21 protein-coding genes are annotated in these 23,286 nt (G+C 64.1%); 19 read left to right on the forward strand and 2 right to left on the reverse strand.

The features are described from left to right. Positions 1-22: 22 nt before the first annotated feature. Positions 23-1,285 (reverse strand): lysophospholipid transporter LplT, encoded by a 1,263-nt coding sequence (lplT, locus tag ACWCIA_RS00380; RefSeq protein ID WP_454159906.1) that lies wholly within the window; start codon positions 1,283-1,285, stop codon positions 23-25. Between the two features lie 161 nt (positions 1,286-1,446). On the opposite strand from lplT, the gene alr reads away from it, so the two are divergent. The 16 genes from alr to ACWCIA_RS00460 all read left to right on the forward strand — a co-directional run bounded on the left by alr (position 1,447) and on the right by ACWCIA_RS00460 (position 18,795). Next, positions 1,447-2,556 (forward strand): alanine racemase, encoded by a 1,110-nt coding sequence (gene alr, locus ACWCIA_RS00385; protein ID WP_454159908.1) that lies wholly within the window; start codon positions 1,447-1,449, stop codon positions 2,554-2,556. Continuing rightward, positions 2,549-3,928, forward strand: a complete 1,380-nt coding sequence (radA, locus tag ACWCIA_RS00390; RefSeq protein ID WP_454159910.1) for a DNA repair protein RadA — start codon at positions 2,549-2,551, stop codon at positions 3,926-3,928. Before alr ends, radA begins: the two co-directional genes overlap by 8 nt. A 78-nt stretch (positions 3,929-4,006) precedes the next feature. Then, on the forward strand, positions 4,007-4,327 hold the full coding sequence (locus tag ACWCIA_RS00395) for a PilZ domain-containing protein (RefSeq protein WP_454159912.1): 321 nt from the start codon (positions 4,007-4,009) through the stop codon (positions 4,325-4,327). 619 nt (positions 4,328-4,946) lie between these two features. Further along, positions 4,947-5,978: a phosphate ABC transporter substrate-binding protein PstS gene (gene pstS / locus ACWCIA_RS00400; protein WP_454160553.1), complete on the forward strand. Its 1,032-nt coding sequence runs from the start codon at positions 4,947-4,949 to the stop codon at positions 5,976-5,978. Between the two features lie 85 nt (positions 5,979-6,063). Continuing rightward, on the forward strand, positions 6,064-7,080 hold the full coding sequence (pstC, locus tag ACWCIA_RS00405) for a phosphate ABC transporter permease subunit PstC (protein ID WP_454159914.1): 1,017 nt from the start codon (positions 6,064-6,066) through the stop codon (positions 7,078-7,080). Beyond that, positions 7,077-7,934, forward strand: a complete 858-nt coding sequence (gene pstA / locus ACWCIA_RS00410; protein ID WP_454159916.1) for a phosphate ABC transporter permease PstA — start codon at positions 7,077-7,079, stop codon at positions 7,932-7,934. Before pstC ends, pstA begins: the two co-directional genes overlap by 4 nt. A gap of 27 nt (positions 7,935-7,961) precedes the next feature. Next, complete coding sequence (gene pstB, locus ACWCIA_RS00415) at positions 7,962-8,762, forward strand: phosphate ABC transporter ATP-binding protein PstB (RefSeq protein ID WP_454159918.1); 801 nt, start codon at positions 7,962-7,964, stop codon at positions 8,760-8,762. Between the two features lie 25 nt (positions 8,763-8,787). Next, entirely contained in the window at positions 8,788-9,480 is a 693-nt protein-coding gene (gene phoU / locus ACWCIA_RS00420; RefSeq protein ID WP_454159919.1) for a phosphate signaling complex protein PhoU, read from the forward strand. 5 nt (positions 9,481-9,485) lie between these two features. Further along, positions 9,486-10,169, forward strand: coding sequence for a response regulator (locus tag ACWCIA_RS00425; RefSeq protein WP_454159921.1), 684 nt, complete (start codon positions 9,486-9,488; stop codon positions 10,167-10,169). A 61-nt stretch (positions 10,170-10,230) separates the two neighbouring features. Beyond that, complete coding sequence (phoR, locus tag ACWCIA_RS00430; protein WP_454159923.1) at positions 10,231-11,523, forward strand: phosphate regulon sensor histidine kinase PhoR; 1,293 nt, start codon at positions 10,231-10,233, stop codon at positions 11,521-11,523. A 65-nt stretch (positions 11,524-11,588) separates the two neighbouring features. Then, entirely contained in the window at positions 11,589-12,506 is a 918-nt protein-coding gene (locus tag ACWCIA_RS00435; RefSeq protein ID WP_454159925.1) for a patatin-like phospholipase family protein, read from the forward strand. A 17-nt stretch (positions 12,507-12,523) separates the two neighbouring features. Continuing rightward, entirely contained in the window at positions 12,524-12,931 is a 408-nt protein-coding gene (locus tag ACWCIA_RS00440) for a GlcG/HbpS family heme-binding protein (protein ID WP_454159927.1), read from the forward strand. Positions 12,932-13,250: 319 nt separating this feature from the next. Further along, positions 13,251-14,414 (forward strand): glutamine-hydrolyzing carbamoyl-phosphate synthase small subunit, encoded by a 1,164-nt coding sequence (gene carA / locus ACWCIA_RS00445; RefSeq protein WP_454159928.1) that lies wholly within the window; start codon positions 13,251-13,253, stop codon positions 14,412-14,414. After that, positions 14,415-17,645 carry a carbamoyl-phosphate synthase large subunit gene (gene carB / locus ACWCIA_RS00450; protein WP_454159930.1) on the forward strand — a complete coding sequence of 1,077 codons (3,231 nt, stop codon included), beginning with the start codon at positions 14,415-14,417 and terminating at the stop codon, positions 17,643-17,645. 212 nt (positions 17,646-17,857) lie between these two features. Beyond that, entirely contained in the window at positions 17,858-18,337 is a 480-nt protein-coding gene (greA, locus tag ACWCIA_RS00455; protein ID WP_454159932.1) for a transcription elongation factor GreA, read from the forward strand. After that, the gene (locus tag ACWCIA_RS00460) at positions 18,337-18,795 is read left to right on the forward strand and encodes a DUF4149 domain-containing protein (protein ID WP_454159934.1); all 459 of its coding nucleotides are present in this window, start codon (positions 18,337-18,339) and stop codon (positions 18,793-18,795) included. The genes greA and ACWCIA_RS00460 overlap by 1 nt, the downstream gene beginning before the upstream one ends. A gap of 173 nt (positions 18,796-18,968) precedes the next feature. On the opposite strand, the gene yhbY is transcribed toward ACWCIA_RS00460, so the two are convergent. Then, a complete protein-coding gene (yhbY, locus tag ACWCIA_RS00465) occupies positions 18,969-19,439 on the reverse strand; it encodes a ribosome assembly RNA-binding protein YhbY (RefSeq protein WP_454159936.1) in 471 nt (156 codons plus the stop codon). Positions 19,440-19,481: 42 nt separating this feature from the next. Between yhbY and ACWCIA_RS00470 the strand changes: the two genes are divergently transcribed. The 3 genes from ACWCIA_RS00470 (at position 19,482) to folP (ending at position 23,263) form a co-directional block, all read left to right on the forward strand. Further along, positions 19,482-20,129, forward strand: coding sequence for an RlmE family RNA methyltransferase (locus ACWCIA_RS00470; protein ID WP_454159938.1), 648 nt, complete (start codon positions 19,482-19,484; stop codon positions 20,127-20,129). A 238-nt stretch (positions 20,130-20,367) separates the two neighbouring features. Continuing rightward, positions 20,368-22,254 carry an ATP-dependent zinc metalloprotease FtsH gene (gene ftsH, locus ACWCIA_RS00475; protein WP_454159940.1) on the forward strand — a complete coding sequence of 629 codons (1,887 nt, stop codon included), beginning with the start codon at positions 20,368-20,370 and terminating at the stop codon, positions 22,252-22,254. A gap of 172 nt (positions 22,255-22,426) precedes the next feature. Then, positions 22,427-23,263: a dihydropteroate synthase gene (gene folP, locus ACWCIA_RS00480; protein ID WP_454159942.1), complete on the forward strand. Its 837-nt coding sequence runs from the start codon at positions 22,427-22,429 to the stop codon at positions 23,261-23,263. Positions 23,264-23,286 lie beyond the last annotated feature (23 nt).

The raw sequence follows: 23,286 nt of genomic DNA on the forward strand, positions 1-23,286 counted from the left end.
CACCCTAAAAACACGACGCCAATTAATGCTTGTGCTCGCCGATCAGCGCCAGCGAATCGTGCTGCTTCTGATTCGCCTGGTGCCGCCTCAGGATCAGGTAAGTAATCCCCGCGATCGACAGCCCGAACAGCACGATGATGATGTTCAGGTCGAGGTTCAGCGTGATCATGATCGCGTACAGCGCCAGCATGGTCAGGATCGACAGGTTTTCGTTGAAGTTCTGGACCGCGATCGAGTGGCCGGCGCTCATCAGCACGTGGCCGCGGTGCTGCAGCAGCGCGTTCATCGGCACCACGAAGAAGCCCGACAGGAAGCCGATCAGGGCCAGCAGCGGGTAGGCGATGATCACGTCGTGCACGAACACCATGATGGTGACGACCAGGCCCATGACGATGCCCATCGGGATCACGGTCAGGGACTTGCGCAGCGGGACCATGCGCGCCGCCAGCACTGCGCCGAGCGCCACGCCGACCGCGACCACGCCGATCAGGCCGGTCGCCTTGTCGAGCGTCATGCCCAGCGAACGCTCGGCCCACTTCAGGACGATCAGCTGCAAGGTGGCGCCGGCGCCCCAGAACAGGGTGGTGACGGCCAGCGAAATCTGGCCCAGCTTGTCCTTCCAGAGCGTGGCCGAGCAGTTGGCGAAGTCGGCGATCAGCTTGGCCGGATTGCGCTCCTGGTGCTCGTAGCGTGCGCCGGTATCGGGAATGCGCAGGTTGAACAGCGAGGCCATCACGTAGATCGCGGCCACCACGGCCATCGCCGCTTCGCTGGTGGTGTCGATGCCGGTCTCGAACAGGGGGAAATCGAAGCCGAGCATGAGCGCCGAGCCGGCATTGCTGACCAGCGCGCCGCCCAGCACGGTGCCGAAGATGATCGACATCACGGTCAGGCCCTCGATCCAGCCATTGGCGACGACGAGTTTTTCGGGCGGCAGCAGTTCGGTCAGGATGCCGTACTTGGCCGGCGAATACACGGCGGCGCCGAAGCCGACGACGGCGTAGGCGAGCAGGGGATGCACGGTCAGGAACATCAGGGCGCAACCGAAGATCTTGATCAGGTTGGCGATGAACATGACGCGGCCCTTCGGCAGCGAATCGGCAAAAGCGCCCACGAAAGCGGCCAGCAGCACATAGAACAGCACGAATGAGAGCTTGAGCAGGGGAGTCAGCGAAGCCGGGGCGCTCATCCTGACCAGCACGTCAATGGCTACAAAAAGCAGCGCATTGTCTGCCAGCGACGAAAAAAACTGCGCTGCCATGATGGTGTAAAAACCACGATTCATTCGAAGAGTCTGGAAACTAGTGTGGGTTGCTTTATACCATGAAAGGAGGGTACGCCCAAAGAAACGGCCGCGCAGGACAGGGGGCTGTCCGGTAAAATAGCGCCTTTCGGCCGGACCGTTCGTTCCAGCCCGTTTTCGACCGTATTTCCCACTATCTAACTATGCCACGCCCGCTCTGCGCCACCATTCATCTCGACTCGATGCAGCATAACCTCGCGCGTGCCCGCAGCTGCGCGCCCGACGCCAAGGCCTGGGCCGTCGTCAAGGCCAACGCCTACGGGCACGGCCTGGAACGCGGCATGCGCGGCTTCGCGCTGGCCGACGGCCTGGCCCTGATCGAGACCGAGAACGCGCTGCGCCTGCGCGAACTCGGCTGGATCAAGCCGATCCTGCTGCTGGAAGGGATTTTCGATGCGAGCGACGTCTCGCTGCTGGCGGAGCACAACATCAACAGCACGGTCCACTCCCTCGAGCAGATCAAGATGCTCGAGTACACCCAGCTGTATCGGCCGATCGACGTCCACCTGAAAATGAACACCGGCATGAACCGGCTCGGCTTCAAGCCCGAGGAATACGCGGCCGCCTACAAACGCCTGCGCGCGATTCCCGGCATCCGCAACATCACCCTGATGACCCACTTCGCCAATGCCGACGAGCTCGAACATCCGCGCCTGGCCATCGGCGAGCAGGTGCGGCGCTTCCAGGCGGGGGCGGGAGGCCTCGAGGGCGAGCGCAGCCTGTCGAATTCGGCCGGCGTGCTGCACCAGGCCGTGCTGCAGGCCGAGCTGCACAACGACTGGGTCCGCCCGGGTATCATGCTCTACGGCGGCACGCCGGGCGGCGGGCGCACCGCGCACGACTTCGGCCTGCGTCCGACGATGACGCTCACCTCGGAAATCATCGCGATCCAGGACCTGGTGGCCGGCGACACGGTGGGTTACGGGAGTCGGTTCGAAGCAAGTGGCCCGATGCAGGTCGGGGTGGTCGCCTGTGGCTATGCCGACGGCTACCCGCGCCACGCGCCGCACGGCACCCCGGTGATCGTCGACGGCGTGCGCACCTCGGTGGTCGGACGCGTGTCGATGGACATGATGACGGTCGACCTCACGCCGATCCGCAATGCGCGCATCGGCAGCAAGGTCACGCTCTGGGGCGACGGCCTGCCGATCGACGAGGTGGCCACCGCCTCCGGCACCATCGGCTATGAATTGATGTGCGCACTCGCGCCGCGCGTGCGCGTCACGGAAGGAAGGCTGGGCACCCATGGCTAAGGCTAAAACACAATTCGTCTGCAGCGAGTGCGGCAGCGTCACCAGCCGCTGGACCGGCCAGTGCGCCGACTGCAAGGCCTGGAACACGATGGTCGAGACCACGGTGGAGTCGGCCGGCGTGAACCGCATGTCGCAGACCGTGAACCACAAGGCGCTGGCGCAGACCGCGCCGGTGCTGTCGCTGGCCGACATCGAGGCGGTCGACGTCCCGCGCTTCGGCACCGGCATCGAGGAATTCGACCGCGTGCTGGGCGGCGGCCTGGTGGCGGGCGGCGTGGTGCTGATCGGCGGCGACCCCGGCATCGGCAAGTCGACCCTGCTGCTGCAGGCGCTCAGCAACCTGGCCGCCACGCGCAGTACTTTATATGTCAGCGGCGAGGAATCCGGCGCCCAGATCGCCCTGCGCGCACGCCGGCTGCAGGTCGAAGCCAAGGACCTCAAATTGCAGGCCGAGATCCAGCTCGAAAAAATCCTCGGCACCCTGGCCGACCTGAAGCCTGAAGTGGCGGTGATCGACTCGATCCAGACCCTGTACTCGGACGCGCTCACCGCGGCGCCGGGTTCGGTGTCGCAGGTGCGCGAGTGCGCGGCCCAGCTCACGCGGGTGGCCAAGCAGACCGGCGTGACCATCATCCTGGTCGGCCACGTGACGAAAGAGGGCGCGCTGGCCGGCCCGCGCGTGCTGGAACACATCGTCGACACCGTGCTCTATTTCGAGGGCGACACCCAGTCCAGCTTCCGCCTGGTGCGGGCGATCAAGAACCGCTTCGGCGCCGTCAACGAGCTGGGCGTGTTCGCGATGACGGAGAAGGGCCTGAAGGGCGTCTCCAACCCGTCGGCGCTGTTCCTCTCGCAACACGACAACCAGGTGCCTGGTTCCTGCGTGATGGTGACCCAGGAAGGCACGCGCCCGCTGCTGGTCGAAATCCAGGCCCTGGTCGACGCCAGCCACCTGCCGAACGCGCGCAGGCTCTCCGTCGGCCTGGAACAGAACCGCCTGGCGATGCTGCTGGCGGTGCTGCACCGCCACGCCGGCATCGCCGCCTTCGACCAGGACGTGTTCATCAACGCGGTCGGCGGCGTGAAGATTGCCGAGCCGGCGGCCGACCTCGCGGTGTTGCTCGCGATTAACTCGTCGATGCGCAACAAGCCCCTGCCGCGTGGCCTGGTCGTGTTCGGCGAAGTCGGCCTGGCCGGCGAGATCCGCCCGGCGCCGCGCGGCCAGGAGCGCCTGAAGGAGGCGGCCAAGCTCGGCTTCTCGATCGCGTTGGTGCCAAAAGGCAACGCGCCGAAGCAAAAGATCGAAGGCATGACCATCATCGCGGTCGAGCGCATCGACCAGGCGTTTACGAAATTGCGCGAGCTGGACTGAAAAAACGGGGAGACCGCCTGCGGGTTTTATTTGCATTGCATATAATCACAACTCATTGGTAACCAAGTAGTGTGATTCGTGCAGACAGAACAAAGGCAGTCCCCGCGCAAGGTATTCAAGACGAGGGCCATGCTGGCCGCCGAGGGCGCGGCCCCGGTGCTAGGCCGCACCACCGACATCAGCGCCAGCGGCGTCAGCCTGAACGTGCCGCATCCGGTCCCCAGCGGGCAGACGGTGCAGGTGCGTTTCGACATGCTGGTCGACGGGACGGTGGTGCCGGTCAATACGCGCGGCAAGACCCTGTATTGCATCCTCAGCAGCGGCGAATTCAAGGTCGGGCTGCAATTTCTGCACCTGGAACTGGGCGTCATGACGGCGATCTCGCGTTTCCTGCGCTAGGACCGGACAAACGGGTAATCGAAATGCGAAGCGGCGAGCGCCTTGTGGGCCTCGCCGCTTTTTACATGTGCCCGTCGAACGGGCAATACGCTATTCGTGATAGCGGTCGTGCAGGGCGCCCGAACTGCCGCCGACTTCCTGGAAGATTTCGTAGGCAATCAGACCGACCATGCCACTTAATATTGCGAATACAAACACATTCCACATAATTGCCAGACGCTTTTCAGCATCCCCTCCATGCAATGACTACACTTTGAGCATAGCAGCCAGTGGTGTATTTGCAAGGGCGGCAAGCCCTATTTTGCAGCCGGGTTCGCGCGACGGCAGGGTGGGGGCGCAGGCGATGTCATAAAGCCAATCGTGTGCTTCCAAACAAGGGATCGCGGCAGGATGACGCCAGCATCGGCGGGCTACGCCCCGCATTCACCGATTTGAAACGCGTTTGAAACACAGATATGACAGCCAAAAAACGCGTGTCATCGATTCGATGACATCCGGCTGTTGCCATGTCATGAACTTGTCATATTCGGCCGTTAGACTGCGCCTCATTCGTCGGGGAACCCCGGCAGCGCCGGATGGGACACCCGAGGCGCACACCTTGAAAGGATCTGATATGCGTATGAAGCACCTGTTCATTTCGATCGCAGTGGCAGCCTCGGCCTTCGCTGCGAATGCCCAGGCCGTCAACATCACCGGCGCCGGCGCGACCTTCCCCTATCCGATCTACGCCAAATGGGCGGAAATGTACAAGGCTGCCAGCGGCAACGGCCTGAACTACCAGTCGGTCGGTTCGGGCGCGGGCATCAAGCAGATCAAGGCGAAGACCGTCGACTTCGGCGCGTCCGACATGCCGCTGCCGGCCAACGAGCTGAACCAGGCGGGCCTGTTCCAGTTCCCGGCCATCATGGGCGGCGTGGTGCCGGTCGTGAACCTGCCGGGCGTCGCCCCGGGCCAGGTCAAGCTGACCGGCGCCGTGCTGGCCGACATCTTCATGGGCAAGATCACCAAGTGGAACGCGCAGCCGATCGCCGCGCTGAACCCGGGCGTGAAGCTCCCGGCCGACAACATCACCGTCGTGCGCCGCGCCGACAGCTCGGGCACCTCCTTCCTGTTCACCGACTACCTGTCGAAGGCCAGCCCGGACTGGAAGCTCAAGATCGGCGCTGGCACGTCGGTCAAGTGGGCGACCGGCGTCGGCGGCAAGGGCAACGAAGGCGTGGCCGCCTACGTGCAGCGCATCAAGGGCTCGATCGGCTATGTCGAATGGGCTTACGCCAAGAAGAACCGCATGTCGCACACCCAGCTGCAAAACCGCGACGGCGCCTTCCTCCAGCCGGACGACGCCGCCTTCAAGGCCGCCGCCGCCAGCGCCGACTGGGCCAAGGCCCCGGGCTTCGCCGTGGTGCTGACCGACCAGCCGGGCAAGGCCAGCTGGCCGATCACCGGCGCGTCCTACATCATCGTGCACAAGGCGCAGGCCGATGCCGCCAAGGGCAAGGAAGTGCTGAAGTTCTTCGACTGGGCCTACAAGAACGGCGATGCTGCCGCGGCCGACCTCGACTACGTGCCGATGCCGGACAACGTCACCAAGCTGGTCCAGGACGCCTGGCGCGCGAACCTGAAGGACAGTGCGGGCAAGCCGGTCTGGTAAGGAAGAGAAAAGCGCCGCCGGACTCGTTTCCGGCGGCTTGCTACTCAGCGCAGCAGAACTGCCGTACATACGATAAGAACACCACATGAGCGCACATCCTTCCGTCGTCATCCAGGAACCGGCCGGCGCGGCCGTGCTTGACCCCAGCCAGGCCGCCTTGCGCAAGACCATGCGCAACCAGCGCATCCAGGACTTCCTCTTCCATAAGATCACGCTGCTGTTCGCGGTGACGGTGCTGCTGGCCCTGGTCGGCATCATCGTCTCGCTGGCCATCGGCGCCGCGCCCGCGCTCAAGGAATTCGGCCCCGGCTTCCTCACCAGCGCCGAATGGGACCCGGTCGAAGACCGCTACGGCGCCCTGATCGCGATCTGGGGCACGGTTGCCACTTCCGTCATCGCGCTGCTGGTCGCTTTCCCGATCAGCTTCGGCATCGCGCTCTTCCTCACCGAAATCTGCCCGGCCTGGCTGCGCCGCCCGATGGGCACCGCGGTCGAGCTGCTGGCCGGCGTGCCCTCGATCATCTACGGCATGTGGGGCCTGTTCGTGTTCGCGCCCCTGTTCGCCGACCACGTGCAGCCGCTGCTGCAGAGCACCCTGGGCGAGCTGCCCATCATCGGCCAGCTGTTCCAGGGCCCGATGATGGGCATGGGCATCCTCACCGCCGGCCTGATCCTGGCCGTGATGATCATCCCTTTCATTTCCTCGGTGATGCGTGACGTGTTCGAGATCGTCCCGAGCGTGCTCAAGGAATCGGCCTATGGCCTGGGCTGCACCAAGTGGGAAGTGGTGCGCAAGGTCGTGCTGCCCTACACCCGCAACGGCGTGGTCGGCGGCGTGATGCTGGGCCTGGGCCGGGCGCTGGGCGAAACGATGGCGGTCACCTTCGTCATCGGTAACGCCCACGAGCTGTCGTCCTCGCTCTTCATGCCGGGTAACTCGATCTCCTCGACCCTGGCCAACGAATTCGCCGAAGCGACCCCGGGCCTGCACTCGTCCTCGCTGTTCGCCCTCGGCCTGATCCTGTTCGCGATCACCCTGGTGGTGCTGGCGGCTGCCAAATTGATGTTGCTGGGCATGTCCCGCAAGGAAGGTGTGAAATGAAGGGCGTCGTCAAGAACCCTGTGTACCGCCGGCGCCTGCTGGCGCACCGCATCGGCATCGTGCTGTCGGTATGCGCCATGGCCATCGGCCTGGCCTTCCTGGCCTGGATTCTGTTCACCCTGCTGGTCAACGGTTTTGGAGCGCTGTCCGGTTCGATGTTCAGCGCCGACACCCCGGCCCCGGGCAGCCCCGGCGGCCTGCGCAACGCCATCGTCGGCAGCCTGCTGATGGTCGGCCTGTCGACCCTGATCAGCACCCCGGTCGGCATCCTCGCCGGCATCTACCTGGCAGAGTACGGCGAGGGCAACAAGTTTGCCCAGGTCACGCGCTTCGTCACCGACATCATGCTGTCGGCCCCGTCGATCGTGATCGGCCTGTTCGTCTACGCCCTCTACGTCGCCAATGCCGGCCACTTCTCCGGCTGGGCCGGCAGCCTGGCGCTGTCGCTGATCGCGGTGCCGGTGGTGGTGCGCTCGACCGACAACATGCTGCGCCTGGTGCCCAACAGCCTGCTCGAAGCCGCCTTTGCCCTCGGCGCGCCGCGCTGGAAGGTGGCAATGCTGGTGCGCCTGCGCGCCGTCAAGGCGGGCGTCGTGACCGGCGTGCTGCTGGCCCTGGCCCGCATCTCGGGCGAGACCGCGCCGCTGCTGTTCACCTCCCTGAACAACCAGTTCTTCAGCACTGACATGAATGCGCCGATGGCCAACCTGCCGGTCGTGATCTACACCTACGCGATGAGCCCCTACGACGACTGGCGCTCGCTGGCCTGGGGTGGCGCGCTGCTGGTGACCTTCACCGTGCTGTTCCTGAACATCCTGTCGCGTACCGTCTTCACCCAGAAGACCCCGCGTTAATCCATACTGACGAATCACGACCGATCCATGACCCAACCGATGCCAACCATGAGTCCAGCGGCCGCCGCGCAGAAAAACAAGACCATCGAAATCTCGGGCCTTGATTTCTACTACGGCAAGACCCAGAGCCTGAAGAAGGTCTCGCTCGACATCCACGAGAAGCAGGTGACCGCCTTCATCGGCCCGTCGGGCTGCGGCAAGTCGACCCTGCTGCGCACCCTGAACCGCATGTACGATTTGTACCCGGGGCAGCGCGCGGAAGGCTCGATCGTCTACCGCGGCCGCAACATCCTCGAGCCCGGCGTCGATGTCAACATGCTGCGCGCGAAGATCGGCATGGTGTTCCAGAAGCCGACCCCGTTCCCGATGTCGATCTACGACAATATCGCCTTCGGCGTGCGCCTCTACGAAAACCTCTCGAAGGGCGAGATGGACGAGCGCGTCGAATGGGCCCTGAAGAAGGCGGCGCTGTGGGAAGAGGCGAAGGACAAGCTGAACAAGAGCGGCCTGTCGCTCTCCGGCGGCCAGCAGCAACGCCTGTGCATCGCGCGCGGCGTGGCGGTGAAGCCCGACGTGCTGCTGCTCGACGAGCCGACTTCGGCGCTCGACCCGATCTCGACGGCGAAGATCGAGGAACTGATCAGCGAACTGAAGCAGGATTACACGATCACCATCGTGACCCACAACATGCAGCAGGCTGCGCGCTGCTCGGATTACACTGCCTACATGTACCTGGGCGAACTGGTGGAATTCGGCGAGACGGACCAGCTGTTCATGAACCCGGCAAAAAAAGAGACTCAGGATTACATCACCGGTCGTTTCGGTTAATTACAGAATAACTAGGGAAAGCACCATGATTGGCGAACACTCTTCCAAGCAGTACGACAACGAACTCGAAGCGATCCGCTCGAAAGTGCTCCTGATGGGCGGCATGGTGGAAACCCAGTTCGAGGAGGCCCTGAACTGCTTCCGCGTCGGCGACTCCGCCAAGGCCGACAAGGTGATGGCCGACGACCACGCGGTCAACCAGCTCGAAGTGCAGCTCGACGACGCCTGCAGCCACCTGATCGTCAAGCGCCAGCCGACCGCCAACGACCTGCGCACCGTGATGGCCACCATCAAGGTCATCACCGACCTGGAACGCATCGGCGACGAGGCCAGCAAGATCGCGCGCACCGCGAAGAGCCTGCACGAGCGCGGCGCGACCAGCTTCGCCCACTACGACATGATCCGCTCGATCGGCAAGAGCACCGCCGACCTGCTGCACGACTCGCTGGACGCCTTCGCGCGCCTCGACGGCAAGCAGGCGCTGCAAATCATCGCCGGCGACGAGCTCATCGACCACGAGTTCCGCACCATCCTGCGCAACCTGATCACCTTCATGATGGAAGACCCGCGCACGATCTCCTCGGCGCTGGACACGCTGTGGGTGGCGAAAGCCATCGAACGCATCGGCGACCATGCGAAGAACATCGCCGAATACGTGATCTACGTGGTTGAGGGACGCGACATCCGCCACAGCAAACCGACCGTGCAGGAAGGCTGAACCCCATGCACACGACGCGCGTACTGGTAGTGGAAGACGAGCCCGCGATCGTCGAGCTGGTGAGCTATTCGCTGCGCGAGGCGGGGTGGGGAATCACCTCGGTCGGCAGCACGGCGGCGGCCTGGGACAGCATCAGCCACGGCAAGCCCGACCTGCTGCTGCTGGACTGGATGCTGCCCGACCAGAGCGGCCTGCGCCTGCTCTCGCGCCTGCGCGCCGACCGCGATTTCCAGGACATCCCGGTCATCATGCTGACCGCCAAAAGCATGGAAGAGGACAAGCTGGCGGGACTGAACACGGGCGCGGACGATTACGTCACCAAGCCGTTCTCGCCGCGCGAACTGCTGGCCAGGTCGCGCGCGCTGCTGCGCCGGAAAAGCCCGCACCTGGCCGAGGCGCCGCTGCGCGCCGGCAGCGTGGTGCTCGACCCGGCCAGCTGCACGGTCACCATCGACGGCAACGGGGTCGACATCGGCAACGCCGAATACAAGCTCCTGAAATTCCTGCTGGCGCACCGCGAGCGCGTGTTCTCGCGCGCCCAGCTGCTCGATAAAGTATGGGGCGACCACGCCGTCATCGAGGAGCGCACGGTGGACGTGCACGTGCTGCGCCTGAGGAAGGCGTTGAAGGGCGCCGAAGGGCTGATCCGCACCGTGCGCAGCGTCGGCTACATGCTCTCCGAAAAATAAGAGCGCCGAACACAAGCGCCATGGCTGCGTTCGACGCTCTAAACAACAAAATCAGGTTTCGATGAATCCCAAATTGCTGTTCTGGGTGCCGGCGCTGCTGCGCCTGGCCACCGTGTTCGTGGCCGCCGCCTTTGCCTGGTGGCTGGGCGGACCGATCGCCGGCCTGGCCCTGGCCCTGGCCGGCGCGATCGTCGCGCTGTTCGTCCAGCTGTCCTACCTGCACCAGCTGGGCCAGTGGCTCGATGATCCGGCATCGAACCGCCTGCCCGACGGCTGGGGCGCCTGGACCGACGTCTTCGCGCGCCTGTACCGCCTGCGCCGCGAGGACGAGCGCAACCAGAACGAGCTGACCGAATGGCTGGCGCGCTTTCGCCAGGCGATGCGCCTGCTGCCCGAAGGCGTGGCGATCATGGACGACGTGCTGTTCCTCGAGTGGTGCAACCCGGCGGCCGAACGCCACCTGGGCCTGACGCTCGAGCGCGACAAGGGCCTGCGGGTGACGAACCTGGTGCGCCATCCCGACTTCATCGACTACATCATCCTCGGGCGCTACGAGCAGCCGCTGACGCTCTCGCTGCGCGGCCGCAAGATCGAATGCCGCATCATCCCCTTCGAGAACCGGCGCCAGATCCTGGTCACGCACGACGCCACCGACACCGAGCGCATCGAGGCCATGCGCCGCGACTTCATCGCCAACGCCTCGCACGAACTGCGCACGCCGCTGACGGTGATCGTCGGTTTCCTGGAGATCGCGATGTCGGACCCTTGCATGGACGCGGCCACTCGCGAAGCGCACCTGAAGCTGATGACGGAGCAAGGCCAGCGCATGCAGCGCCTGATCGAGGACATGCTGACGCTGTCGCGCCTGGAGTCCGACGAGTTCCCGCTGCGGCGCGAGCGGGTCGATATCGCGGCGCTGGTCGAATCGGTGGCGCTCGAGGCGCGCGCGCTGTCGGGCGGCCGGCACCAGATCGAGGTGCAGGTGGACGGCCCCGACGTCATGGGCAGCATGGAGGAATTGCGCAGCGCGTTTGCCAACCTGGCCTCGAATGCGGTGCGCTATTCGCCGGAGGGCGGCAGGATCGTGCTGGCCTGGCATCGATCGGAATCGGACCTGCAGTTCTCGGTGACGGACTCCGGCATCGGCATCGACCCCCAGCACATCTCGCGCCTGACCGAGCGCTTCTACCGCGTCGACAAGAGCCGCTCGCGCGACACCCAGGGCACCGGGCTGGGCCTGGCGATCGTCAAGCACGTGCTGCTGCGCCATGGCGGCCGCCTGAAGATCAGCTCGACGCCGGGGGAGGGGAGCAGCTTTACGGCGGTGCTGCCGAATACCTCGCTGCCGGGCTAAGCCCGGCCTCATCCACGGCGCATCGATGCGCGTTACAATCGGGGATTCTCCACCCACTCCCGACCATGTTCTCTCGACGCACTTCTCTCATAGCCCTTGCCGCACTGGCCGGGGTTGCTATTTCCGGCTGCGGCTCCACGCCGCCTCCCGCTCCAGCCCCGGTCGCCGTCCAGGCCCCGCCACCGCCTCCCAAAAAGGTCAAGATCGGCCTGGCCCTGGGTGGCGGCGCCGCGCGCGGCTTCGCCCACATCGGGGTCATCAAGGCGCTCGAGGCGCAGGGCATCCATCCCGAGATCGTGGTCGGCACCAGCGCTGGTTCGGTGGTCGGCGCGCTCTACGCGTCGGGCTACAACGGCTTCACGCTGCAGCGTACCGCCATGGACATGGACGAGGCGACCATCTCCGACTGGGCGCTGCCGCTGTTTTCCAAATCCTCGGGCGTGCTCAAGGGCGAGGCCCTGCAGAACTACGTCAACAAGGCGGTCAACAACGTGCCGATGGAGCGCTTCAAGATCCGCTTCGGCGCCGTCGCCACCGACCTCAAGACCGGCGAATCGGTCCTGTTCAACAAGGGCAATGCGGGCCTGGCGGTGCGTGCCTCGTCGAGCGTGCCAAGTGTGTTCCAGCCCGTTAAAATCGGCGCCAAGACCTATGTCGACGGCGGCCTGGTGGCGCCCGTGCCCGTGAAATTCGTGCGCGAGATGGGGGCCGACTTCATCATCGCGGTCAACATCTCGACCCAGGCCGACACCCAAGCCACCAACAGTTCGCTCGACGTGCTGATGCAGACCTTCAGCATCATGGGCCAGCGCATCAACCACTTCGAACTGAAGGACGCCGACATCGTCATCACGCCGGCGCTGGGCAAGATGGGCAGCGCCGACTTCAACGGCCGCAACCTGGCGATCCTGGCCGGCGAGCAGGCCGCCGCCGCAGTCATGCCTCAAATCAAAGCCAAACTCAAGGCCAAACAACAGCCATAACGCCACAGGAGAAAACCATGAAAACCAAACCGATGCTGACCCTGGACGACGTGAAGATCATCGCGGCCGGCGCCGAAGCCGAAGCGCTCAAGAACAACTGGGCGGTGACGTTCGCCATCGTCGACGACGGCGGCCACCTGCTGTGGCTGCAGCGCCTGGACGGCGCGCCGCCCGTGTCGAGCCACATCGCCCCGGCCAAGGCCAACACGGCCGCGCTGGGCCGGCGCGAATCGAAGGTCTACGAGGACGTCATCAACGGTGGCCGCGTGTCCTTCCTGTCGGCGCCGGCGATCCAGGGCATGCTCGAGGGCGGCGTGCCGATCATCGTCGACGGCCACGTCATTGGCGCAGTCGGGGTGTCGGGCGTAAAGTCGAATGAGGATGCGCAGATCGCCAAGGCGGGTATCGCCGCGCTGGGGGCCTGATGCGCTGCTTGAACGCGTGCGCCATGCACGCGTTCAGGCGTCGTATGATGGCCGCTGCAAGTCAATTCGGGCGCGGATAGTTCTGCTCATCGGTAAGCAAAAAACAGCATGTTGCCCCGCTAAGCGCCGATGGTGCATTGCCGCAAAGCGTATTCCGCGCTATAATTGAGAGGTTTAGCCATTCATTTACTTGCCGTAGCGCCTACCATCCATTCCTCATTCAAAAACGACTTCCACCCTATGAACGCTTAACGCGTGCGCAGGTTTTGGATGCCGGTCTGACGTGGCGCAGCTACGGTAACTTTATTGGGAGTTACCCTTGCCGCCATTTTTTTCTGGCCCAGCCGTCCCGGCCATCCTGGCCCTCGCAGACGGAACGATTTTTCGAGGTGTTTCCATCGGTGCCGCCGGCCACACGACCGGTGAAGTGGTGTTCAATACCGCCATTACCGGCTACCAGGAAATCCTGACCGACCCCAGCTATTCGCGTCAGATCGTCACCCTGACGTACCCGCACATCGGCAACTATGGCGTCAACGGCGCCGACGTCGAGGCGAGCAAAGTCCACGCCGCAGGCCTGATCATCCGTGACCTGCCGCTCATCGCATCGAACTTCCGCTCCACCCAATCCCTGTCCGATTACCTGAAGGCCGAGAACGTCGTGGCCATCTCCGGCATCGACACGCGTAAGCTCACCCGCCTGCTGCGCGAGAAGGGCGCCCAGGCCGGCGCCATCCTGACCGGCACCCAGGGCAACCAGCCATCCGAAGCGCAGGCGCTGGAACTGGCGCGTTCCTTCCCCGGCCTGGCCGGCATGGACCTGGCGAAGGTCGTCTCGGTCAAGGAGCCGTACGAGTTCACCGAGACCGAATGGAAGCTGGGCGAGGGCTTCGGCAAGCAGGACAATCCCCAGTACCACGTCGTCGCCTTCGACTACGGCGTCAAGCGCAACATCCTGCGCATGCTGGCCGAGCGCGGCTGCAAGGTGACCGTGTTGCCGGCCCAGGCCACCGCCGCAGATGCGCGCGCCCTGAACCCGGACGGCATCTTCCTCGCCAACGGCCCGGGCGACCCGGAGCCTTGCGACTACGCGATCAAGGCCACCGCCGAACTGATCGAAGAGGGCTACCCGACCTTCGGCATCTGCCTCGGCCACCAGATCATGGCGCTCGCCTCCGGTGCGAAGACGATGAAGATGAAGTTCGGCCACCACGGCGCCAACCACCCGGTGCAGGACCTGGACTCGAAGAAGGTGCTCATCACCTCGCAGAACCACGGTTTCGCCGTCGATCCGGAAACCCTGCCGGCCAACTGCCGCGTGACCCACGTGTCGCTGTTCGACGGTTCGCTGCAGGGCTTCGCCCGTACCGACAAGCCGGCCTTCTGCTTCCAGGGCCACCCGGAAGCGTCCCCTGGCCCGACCGACGTCGCCTATCTGTTTGACCGCTTCATCGGCCTGATGCAAGCGCAGGAGAAGAAATAAATGCCAAAGCGTAGTGATATCAAAAGCATCCTGATCATCGGCGCCGGTCCGATCATCATCGGCCAGGCGGCCGAATTCGATTACTCGGGCGCGCAAGCCTGCAAGGCCCTGCGCGACGAGGGTTATAAAGTCATCCTGGTCAACAGCAACCCGGCGACCATCATGACCGACCCGGAAATGGCCGACGTCACCTACATCGAGCCGATCACCTGGAAGGTCGTCGAAGCGATCATCGAGAAGGAGCGTCCGGACGCGATCCTGCCGACCATGGGCGGCCAGACCGCGCTCAACTGCGCGCTCGACCTGCACCGCCACGGCATCCTCGACAAGTACAAGGTCGAACTGATCGGCGCCTCGCCGGAAGCGATCGACAAGGCCGAGGACCGCTCCAAGTTCAAGGACGCGATGACCAAGATCGGCCTGGGTTCGGCACGCTCGGGCGTGGCGCACAGCATGGACGAGGCACGCGCCGTGCAGCGCGAGCTGGGCTTCCCGACCATCATCCGTCCTTCGTTCACGATGGGCGGCAGCGGCGGCGGCATCGCCTACAACGAAGAGGAATTCGAGGCCATCTGCAAGCGCGGCCTGGAAGCCTCGCCGACCAACGAGCTGCTGATCGAAGAGTCGCTGCTCGGCTGGAAAGAGTACGAGATGGAAGTCGTGCGCGACAAGGCCGACAACTGCATCATCATCTGCTCGATCGAGAACCTGGATCCGATGGGCGTGCACACCGGCGATTCGATCACGGTCGCGCCGGCCCAGACGCTGACCGACAAGGAATACCAGATCATGCGCAACGCGTCGATCGCGGTGCTGCGCGAAATCGGCGTCGACACCGGCGGCTCGAACGTGCAGTTCGCGATCAACCCGAACGACGGCCGCATGATCGTCATCGAGATGAATCCGCGCGTCTCGCGCTCCTCGGCGCTGGCCTCGAAAGCGACCGGCTTCCCGATCGCCAAGGTGGCGGCCAAGCTGGCCGTCGGCTTCACGCTGGACGAACTGCGCAACGAGATCACCGGCGGCGCGACCCCGGCCTCGTTTGAGCCGTCGATCGACTACGTCGTCACCAAGATCCCGCGCTTCGCCTTCGAAAAATTCCCGGCCGCCGACAAGCACCTGACCACCCAGATGAAGTCGGTCGGTGAAGTCATGGCCATGGGCCGCACCTTCCAGGAATCCTTCCAGAAGGCCCTGCGCGGCCTGGAAGTGGGCGTGGACGGCCTGAACGAAAAGACCCGCGACCGCGAAGTCATCGAAGAAGAACTCGGCGAGCCGGGCCCTGAGCGCATCTGGTACGTGGGCGACGCCTTTGCCCAGGGCTTCACCCTGGAAGAAGTGCACGCGCTGACCAGGATCGATCCGTGGTTCCTCATCCAGATCAAGGAAATCGTCGACATCGAACTGTGGCTGGATCACCAGAAGCTCGAGAACCTCGACAAGCCGACGCTGTACAAGTTGAAGCAGAAGGGCTTCTCGGACGCGCGCATGGCCTTCCTGATGCACACGACGCAAGCCGCGGTGCGCGAGCGCCGCCACGCGCTGGGCATCCGCCCGGTCTACAAGCGCGTCGACACCTGCGCCGCCGAGTTCTCGACCGACACCGCCTACATGTACTCGACCTACGACGAGGAATGCGAGGCGGCGCCGACCGACAAGAAGAAGATCATGGTGCTGGGCGGTGGCCCGAACCGCATCGGCCAGGGCATCGAGTTCGACTACTGCTGCGTGCACGCGGCCCTCGCCATGCGCGAAGACGGCTACGAGACCATCATGGTCAACTGCAATCCGGAGACCGTGTCGACCGACTACGATACCTCGGACCGCCTGTACTTCGAATCGCTGACGCTGGAAGACGTGCTGGAAATCGTCGACCTGGAAAAGCCGGTCGGCGTGATCGTGCAGTACGGCGGCCAGACGCCGCTGAAGCTGGCGCTGGACCTCGAGGCGAACGGCGTGCCGATCGTCGGCACCTCGCCCGACATGATCGACGCGGCCGAAGACCGCGAGCGCTTCCAGCAGATGCTGCAGCAGCTGAACCTGCGCCAGCCGCCGAACCGCACCGCGCGCACCGAAGCCGAGGCCCTCGAACTGGCCCAGGAAATCGGTTACCCGCTGGTCGTGCGCCCGTCCTACGTGCTGGGCGGCCGCGCCATGGAAATCGTCCACGAGCAGCGCGACCTCGAGCGCTACATGCGCGAAGCGGTGAAGGTCTCGAACGATTCGCCGGTGCTGCTTGACCGCTTCCTGAACGACGCCATCGAAGTCGACGTCGACTGCATCTCGGACGGCGAGACCACCTTCATCGGCGGCGTGATGGAGCACATCGAACAGGCCGGCGTGCACTCGGGCGATTCGGCCTGCTCGCTGCCGCCGTATTCGCTCTCGCAAGAGACGATCGACGAACTCAAGCGCCAGACCGCGCTGATGGCGAAGGGCCTGAACGTGGTCGGCCTGATGAACGTGCAGTTCGCGATCCAGCAGAAGGAAGTCGACGGCAAGACGGTCGATACCGTGTTCGTGCTGGAAGTGAACCCGCGCGCTTCGCGTACCGTGCCGTTCGTGTCGAAGGCTACCGGCATCCAGTTGGCGAAAGTCGCGGCGCGCTGCATGGTCGGCCAGAGCCTGGCCGCCCAGGGCGTCACGCAAGAGGTGACGCCGCCGTTCTACAGCGTCAAGGAAGCCGTGTTCCCGTTCGTGAAGTTCCCGGGTGTCGACACCATCCTCGGACCGGAAATGAAGTCGACCGGCGAAGTGATGGGTGTGGGCGAAACCTTCGGCGAAGCCTTCGTCAAATCGCAGATCGGCGCCGGCATCAAGCTGCCGACCTCGGGCCGCGTGTTCCTGTCGGTGAAGGCCTCCGACAAGCCGCGCGCGGTGCAGGTGGCGCGCGACCTGGTGGCCCTCGGCTTCACGCTGGCGGCGACCAAGGGCACGGCCGCCGTCATCGCGGCCGCGGGCCTGCCGGTGCTGGCCGTGAACAAGGTGATCGAAGGCCGTCCGCACGTGGTCGACATGATCAAGAACCACGAGATCGAAATGGTCATCAACACGGTCGAGGAAAAGCGCAGTGCGATCGTCGACTCGCGCACCATCCGCACCTCGGCCCTGGCCTCGCGCGTGGTGACCTACACGACCATCGCCGGCGCCGAAGCGGCGATCCAGGGCATGCGCCATCTGGACGCGATTCGGGTCTACGATTTACAAGGGCTGCATAACGCCTTAAACTAGGCGCAGCAAGCAGCACCAAGTAAGCAGTAGATAAGCATTAGCAGTACCGTCAAACCACAGAGCTCGCGCGGCTTGCGTCGTGCGCCTCTGTGGTTTTCACTTGGTACGTCCACGCTTGGGGCGTCCACCGATAACCAGGGAACCTGCCATGGGCCGCATGCAGCCGCATGCAACCGCTTGCGGCAGGTTTTCAGTTTTGTAAAAGCAGAGAAATGAACAACACGATCCCACTGACCAAGTACGGCGCCCAACTCCTGAAAGAAGAGCTGCACCAGCTCAAGACCAAGGAGCGCCGCATCGTCATCGACGCGATCGCCGAAGCGCGCTCGCACGGCGACCTGTCGGAGAACGCGGAATACGACGCGGCCAAGGAGCGCCAGGCCTTCGTCGAGGGCCGCATCGCCGAACTCGAAGGCAAGCTGAGTGCCGCCCAGATCATCGACCCGGCCACGCTCGACGCCGAAGGCCGCGTGGTCTTCGCGTCCACCGTCGACCTCGAGGACCTGGAGTCGGGCCAGAAGGTGAGCTACCAGATCGTCGGCCTCGACGAAGCGGACATCAAGCTGAACAAGGTGTCGGTGACCTCGCCGATTGCGCGCGCCCTGATCGGCAAGTTTGCCGGCGACGTGGTCGAAGTGCAGGCGCCGTCCGGCCCGCGCGAATACGAAATCCTCGAAGTGCGTTACGTCTGATGGGCGCGCTCGCCGGCCGCCTGCCGGGTGCTCGCCTCTTGGTCGCCGGCCTGTGGGCCGGTGCGCTGTGGGTGCTGGGCTACATCGCCGCGCCGGCGGTGTTTGCCAGCGTGGGCGGGCCGGTGGCGGGCGACATCGTCGGCGCGTTCCTGCGCCGCCTGGCCTGGATCAGCTTTGCCTGCGCGGCGCTGATGCTGGTGCTGGTGCGTGTTTCGCCCGACCTGCAGGCGGGCCGCAAGCGTTTCCTGAACCTGCTGGTGCTGGCCATGCTGGCCTGCGCGCTGGTGATGTATGTCGGCCTGCAGCCGGCGATGGTCGCGCTGCGCGAAGCGGCCGGCCCGGCGGGCGTGCGCGCCTCGCCGCTGTGGACGCAGTTCGCAATCATGCATGGGGTGTCGCAGCTGTTCCACCTGATCGAGAGCGTACTGGCGGCGGTGCTGCTGGTGAAGTCGCGCTGATGGCGGGTGCGGGTAGGGTGGGCATTCGTGGTGCCGGCATTTAGCCATCCCCACTGCCCACGCCGTCTGACAGCCAGAACCGCGGCGAAGGATGCCGCGCCGTATTCGGCCAAATCGACAGATCAAAAAAAACCGAAGACTCGCTTCGGTTTTTTGATCGCTGTACGTAGCGCTTACTTGTTCAGCGCATTCTTCTTGGTGCTGGCCTGGCGCGGTTTCGCGCGCTTGATGTTGCCGCCGGCGGTGACCCGCTCGTTCCCCTTGATCATGACCTTGGTGACGCTCGGCTTCTTGGTGCCGCTGGCGCTGGCCTTGACGATGGTGACTTCGCGCATGCCCTTGCCGGCCTTGCTGCTGCGTTCCTTGACGACTTCCTTTTTCGGGCGGTACAGGACCAGCAGCTTGCCGATGTGCTGGACCGGCGCGGCGCCGAGTTCTTCGCAGATCTGTTCGTACATGGCGACGCGCTCTTCGCGCTCGTCGCCGAACACGCGGACCTTGATCAGGCCGTGCGCGTCGAGGCTGGCCGCGATTTCCTTCATCACGGACTCAGTCAGGCCCGATTCGCCGATCATGACCACAGGTTTCAGACCATGGGCTTCCGCGCGCAGTGCGCTGCGCTCGACGGGAGTAAGTGTAAGCATAATAATTTTTTGATGTACCTATAAAAGCAGTATTCTACGCGAATGGCCAAGAACAAATTAAACAAAAACTGGTTACACGACCATATTAACGACCCGTACGTGAAACAGGCGCAAAAAGACGGGTTCCGCGCACGCGCCGCCTACAAGCTGAAAGAAATCGACGAAGCGGAAAAACTCATCAAGCCGGGCCAGGTCATCGTCGACCTCGGCTGCACGCCCGGCAGCTGGGCCCAGTACACGCGGCGCAAGCTGGCCGGCAAGGAAGGCGGCGGCATCAACGGCACCATCATCGGCCTCGACATCCTGCCGATGGAGCCGGTCGCCGATGTGCATTACATCCAGGGCGACTTCCGCGAAGATGTTGTACTAGACCAACTAGCCGGCGTGCTGGAAGGCCGCAAGGCCGACCTCGTGCTCTCCGACATGGCGCCCAATCTGTCAGGGATTCCGACGGCGGACGCTGCGCGGATGGAACATTTGATCGATCTCGCGATTGAGTTTTCTCAAATGCATTTAAAGCCGCCGGGAGCATTGTTGGTGAAGTGCTTCAAGGATATGGGCTTTACCCAGATCGTCGAGAAGTTCCGCACCGAATTCAAGACCGTCAAGCAAATCAAACCGAAAGCGAGCCGAGACAAGTCGTCGGAAATTTTCCTGCTTGGGCGTGGTCTGAAGAATCCAGTGGAATAAATCGGCGTCCTTATCCAACGCGGCCCTTGATATTTGAGATCGCAGCCGCACATGGACGGCGTGATGCCCTGCAACAGGTGTTGAAATGTCGTGAACGCCTCCAGAAATGGGGTGGAAAGTGGCAATATGGCATCATGTCGGCCTGTGCGTAGCACGGCCCGCTCGTTGCGAGTAAAATCCCGAGTAAAATCTGCAGTCTCAAATCAGTATTGGTGCGATCCGCATCGGAGGAGTTTTCGTGAATAATATGTTTTCCAAATCTGCCATCTGGGTGGTAGTCGCACTGCTGTTGTTCATGCTGTTCAAGCAGTTCGACAACCATAGCCCTGCCGGTGGCAGCAAGACCATCGCTTATTCCGAGCTGCTCGACGATGTGAAAGCGCGCCGCATCAAGGATGTGGTCATCGAGGGCCAGAACATCACGGCCACGCGCTCGGACGACACCAAGGTGCGCGCCACCGCGACCATCCTCGACCGCGGCCTGATCGGCGACCTGCGCGAAAACGGCGTGCGCTTCGACGTGAAGCCGCCGGAAGAGCCATCGTTCCTGCAGCAAGTCTTCATCTCCTGGTTCCCGATGCTTCTGCTCATCGGCGTCTGGGTCTTCTTCATGCGCCAGATGCAGGGCGGCGGCAAGGGCGGGGCGTTCTCGTTCGGCAAGTCCAAGGCGCGCATGCTCGATGAAACGAACAACAGCGTCACCTTCGCCGACGTCGCCGGTTGCGACGAAGCGAAAGAAGAAGTCAGCGAAATCGTCGACTTCCTGAAAGACCCGACCAAGTTCCAGAAACTCGGCGGCCGCATCCCGCGCGGCGTGCTGATGGTCGGTCCTCCGGGCACCGGTAAGACCCTGCTGGCGCGTGCCATCGCCGGCGAAGCGAAAGTGCCGTTCTTCTCGATCTCCGGTTCCGACTTCGTCGAGATGTTCGTCGGCGTCGGCGCCTCCCGCGTGCGCGACATGTTCGAGAACGCGAAGAAGCATTCGCCCTGCATCATCTTCATCGACGAGATCGACGCGGTCGGCCGTCACCGCGGCGCCGGCATGGGCGGCGGCAACGACGAACGCGAGCAGACGCTGAACCAGCTGCTGGTCGAGATGGACGGCTTCGAAGCCACCTCGGGCGTCATCGTGATCGCCGCGACCAACCGCGCCGACGTGCTGGACAAGGCGCTGCTGCGTCCGGGCCGTTTCGACCGCCAGGTGATGGTGGGCCTGCCGGACATCCGCGGCCGCGAACAGATCCTGAACGTGCACATGCGCAAGGTGCCGATCGGCGCCGACGTCAAGGCCGACATCCTGGCGCGCGGTACCCCGGGCTTCTCGGGCGCCGACCTCGCCAACCTGGTGAACGAGGCCGCCCTGTTCGCGGCACGCCGCAACAAGCGCCTGGTCGAGATGGGCGACTTCGAGGACGCCAAGGACAAGATCTACATGGGGCCGGAGCGCAAGTCGATGGTCATGCGGGAGGAAGAGCGCCGCAACACGGCCTACCACGAGTCGGGCCACGCGGTCATCGCCAAGCTGCTGCCGAAGGCCGATCCGGTGCACAAGGTCACGATCATGCCGCGCGGTTACGCGCTGGGCCTGACCTGGCAGCTGCCCGAGCACGACGCGCTGTCGGGTTACAAGGACAAGATGCTGGAAGAGATCTCGATCCTGTTCGGCGGCCGTATTGCCGAGGAAATCTTCGTCGGCCAGATGTCGACCGGCGCCTCGAACGACTTCTCGCGTGCCACCAAGCTGGCGCGCTCGATGGTGACCCGCTTCGGCATGTCCGAGAGCATGGGCGTGATGGTCTACGAAGACAGCGAGAACGAAGGCTTCTTCGGCGGCGCCACCAAGACCATCTCGGAAGCGACGCAGCAGAAGGTCGATGCGGAAATCCGTGCGATCCTCGACACGCAGTACGCGCTGGCGCGCCGCCTGCTGGAAGAGAACCGCGACAAGGTCGAAATGATGACCAAGGCGCTGCTCGACTGGGAAACCATCGATTCCGAGCAGATCAACGACATCATGGCCGGCCGCGAGCCGAAGGCGCCGAAAGCGGGCCTGCTGACCAAGCGCAACCCGCCTGGCGACAGCGGTTCGGGCGGCGTGGCGACCAACGCCCCGGCACCGGCCTGACGCACTGCTTGAAACTTCCTGAGTTCCGGCACGTGTCGTTCACGTAGCATCACTGAGCAAAAGGCATCCCTGCGGATGCCTTTTGCTCGTTAACAGCGTCCCCCACGATTTGTCCGGGGTCCCTGAGCGCTGCGCCCCGTGCCTGCCTTTACCTCCAACCGCTTTCCTATTTATGCGTCAACTCCTGCAATGTGGACGTTTCAGCTTCCGGCTGGAGCAGCGACCGCTCGTCATGGGCATCCTGAATGTCACGCCCGATTCCTTCTCCGATGGCGGCCGCTATGGTGCGCTCGAGTTTGCCGTCTCCCATGCCGAGCAGATGGTCGCGGGTGGCGTCGACCTGATCGACATCGGCGGCGAATCGACCCGTCCGGGCTCGCCTTCCGTTCCGCTCGAAGAAGAGCTGCGCCGCGTGATGCCGGCCCTGTATGCGCTGCAGGGCCTGGGCCGCGCGCTGTCGGTCGACACCTGCAAGCCCGCCGTGATGCGCGAGGCGATCATTGCCGGCGCGGACATGATCAACGACATCAACGGCTTCCGTGCGCCAGGCGCCATCGAAGCGGTGCAGGGGAGCGATTGCGGGCTGTGCGTGATGCACATGCAGGGCACGCCCCAGGACATGCAGGCCCAGCCCGTGTACACCGACGTGGTGCGTGAAGTCATCGATTTCCTGCGCGAGCGCGTCGCCGCCTTGACGGCGGCCGGCATCGAGCGCGAGCGGATCTGCGTCGATCCCGGGCTCGGCTTCGGCAAGACCGTCGAGCAAAACTATGCCTTGCTGCGCGCGACAGGCCGGATTGGCGACGAATTGGGCCTGCCTGTCCTGATCGGCCTGTCGCGCAAATCCATGATCGGCGCCGTTACTGGACGCCCAGTGGAAGAGCGCTTGCCGGGTAGCATCGCAGGCGCGTTGGCTGCTTTCGCGCATGGCGCTAAAATTGTACGAGTGCATGATGTTGCAGAGACGGTCGACGCGCTGAAGGTCTGGCGCGCGGCCACCATTGATTAAACCCACAATAAAAGAGAAGAAGC

This window comes from Massilia sp. SYSU DXS3249, assembly GCF_053668055.1.

Bases quoted from the DNA above. Each gene is read 5' to 3' on its own strand.
- pstB (WP_454159918.1), top strand. From the start codon at position 7,962: ATGACCCAACCGATGCCAACCATGAGTCCAGCGGCCGCCGCGCAGAAA.
- ACWCIA_RS00440 (WP_454159927.1), top strand. From the start codon at position 12,524: ATGAAAACCAAACCGATGCTGACCCTGGACGACGTGAAGATCATCGCG.
- alr (WP_454159908.1), top strand. From the start codon at position 1,447: ATGCCACGCCCGCTCTGCGCCACCATTCATCTCGACTCGATGCAGCAT.
- ACWCIA_RS00435 (WP_454159925.1), top strand. From the start codon at position 11,589: ATGTTCTCTCGACGCACTTCTCTCATAGCCCTTGCCGCACTGGCCGGG.
- ACWCIA_RS00425 (WP_454159921.1), top strand. From the start codon at position 9,486: ATGCACACGACGCGCGTACTGGTAGTGGAAGACGAGCCCGCGATCGTC.
- carB (WP_454159930.1), top strand. From the start codon at position 14,415: ATGCCAAAGCGTAGTGATATCAAAAGCATCCTGATCATCGGCGCCGGT.
- ACWCIA_RS00460 (WP_454159934.1), top strand. From the start codon at position 18,337: ATGGGCGCGCTCGCCGGCCGCCTGCCGGGTGCTCGCCTCTTGGTCGCC.
- greA (WP_454159932.1), top strand. From the start codon at position 17,858: ATGAACAACACGATCCCACTGACCAAGTACGGCGCCCAACTCCTGAAA.
- ACWCIA_RS00470 (WP_454159938.1), top strand. From the start codon at position 19,482: ATGGCCAAGAACAAATTAAACAAAAACTGGTTACACGACCATATTAAC.
- yhbY (WP_454159936.1), bottom strand. From the start codon at position 19,439: ATGCTTACACTTACTCCCGTCGAGCGCAGCGCACTGCGCGCGGAAGCC.
- lplT (WP_454159906.1), bottom strand. From the start codon at position 1,285: ATGAATCGTGGTTTTTACACCATCATGGCAGCGCAGTTTTTTTCGTCG.
- pstS (WP_454160553.1), top strand. From the start codon at position 4,947: ATGAAGCACCTGTTCATTTCGATCGCAGTGGCAGCCTCGGCCTTCGCT.
- radA (WP_454159910.1), top strand. From the start codon at position 2,549: ATGGCTAAGGCTAAAACACAATTCGTCTGCAGCGAGTGCGGCAGCGTC.
- phoU (WP_454159919.1), top strand. From the start codon at position 8,788: ATGATTGGCGAACACTCTTCCAAGCAGTACGACAACGAACTCGAAGCG.
- folP (WP_454159942.1), top strand. From the start codon at position 22,427: ATGCGTCAACTCCTGCAATGTGGACGTTTCAGCTTCCGGCTGGAGCAG.
- pstA (WP_454159916.1), top strand. From the start codon at position 7,077: ATGAAGGGCGTCGTCAAGAACCCTGTGTACCGCCGGCGCCTGCTGGCG.
- phoR (WP_454159923.1), top strand. From the start codon at position 10,231: ATGAATCCCAAATTGCTGTTCTGGGTGCCGGCGCTGCTGCGCCTGGCC.
- pstC (WP_454159914.1), top strand. From the start codon at position 6,064: ATGAGCGCACATCCTTCCGTCGTCATCCAGGAACCGGCCGGCGCGGCC.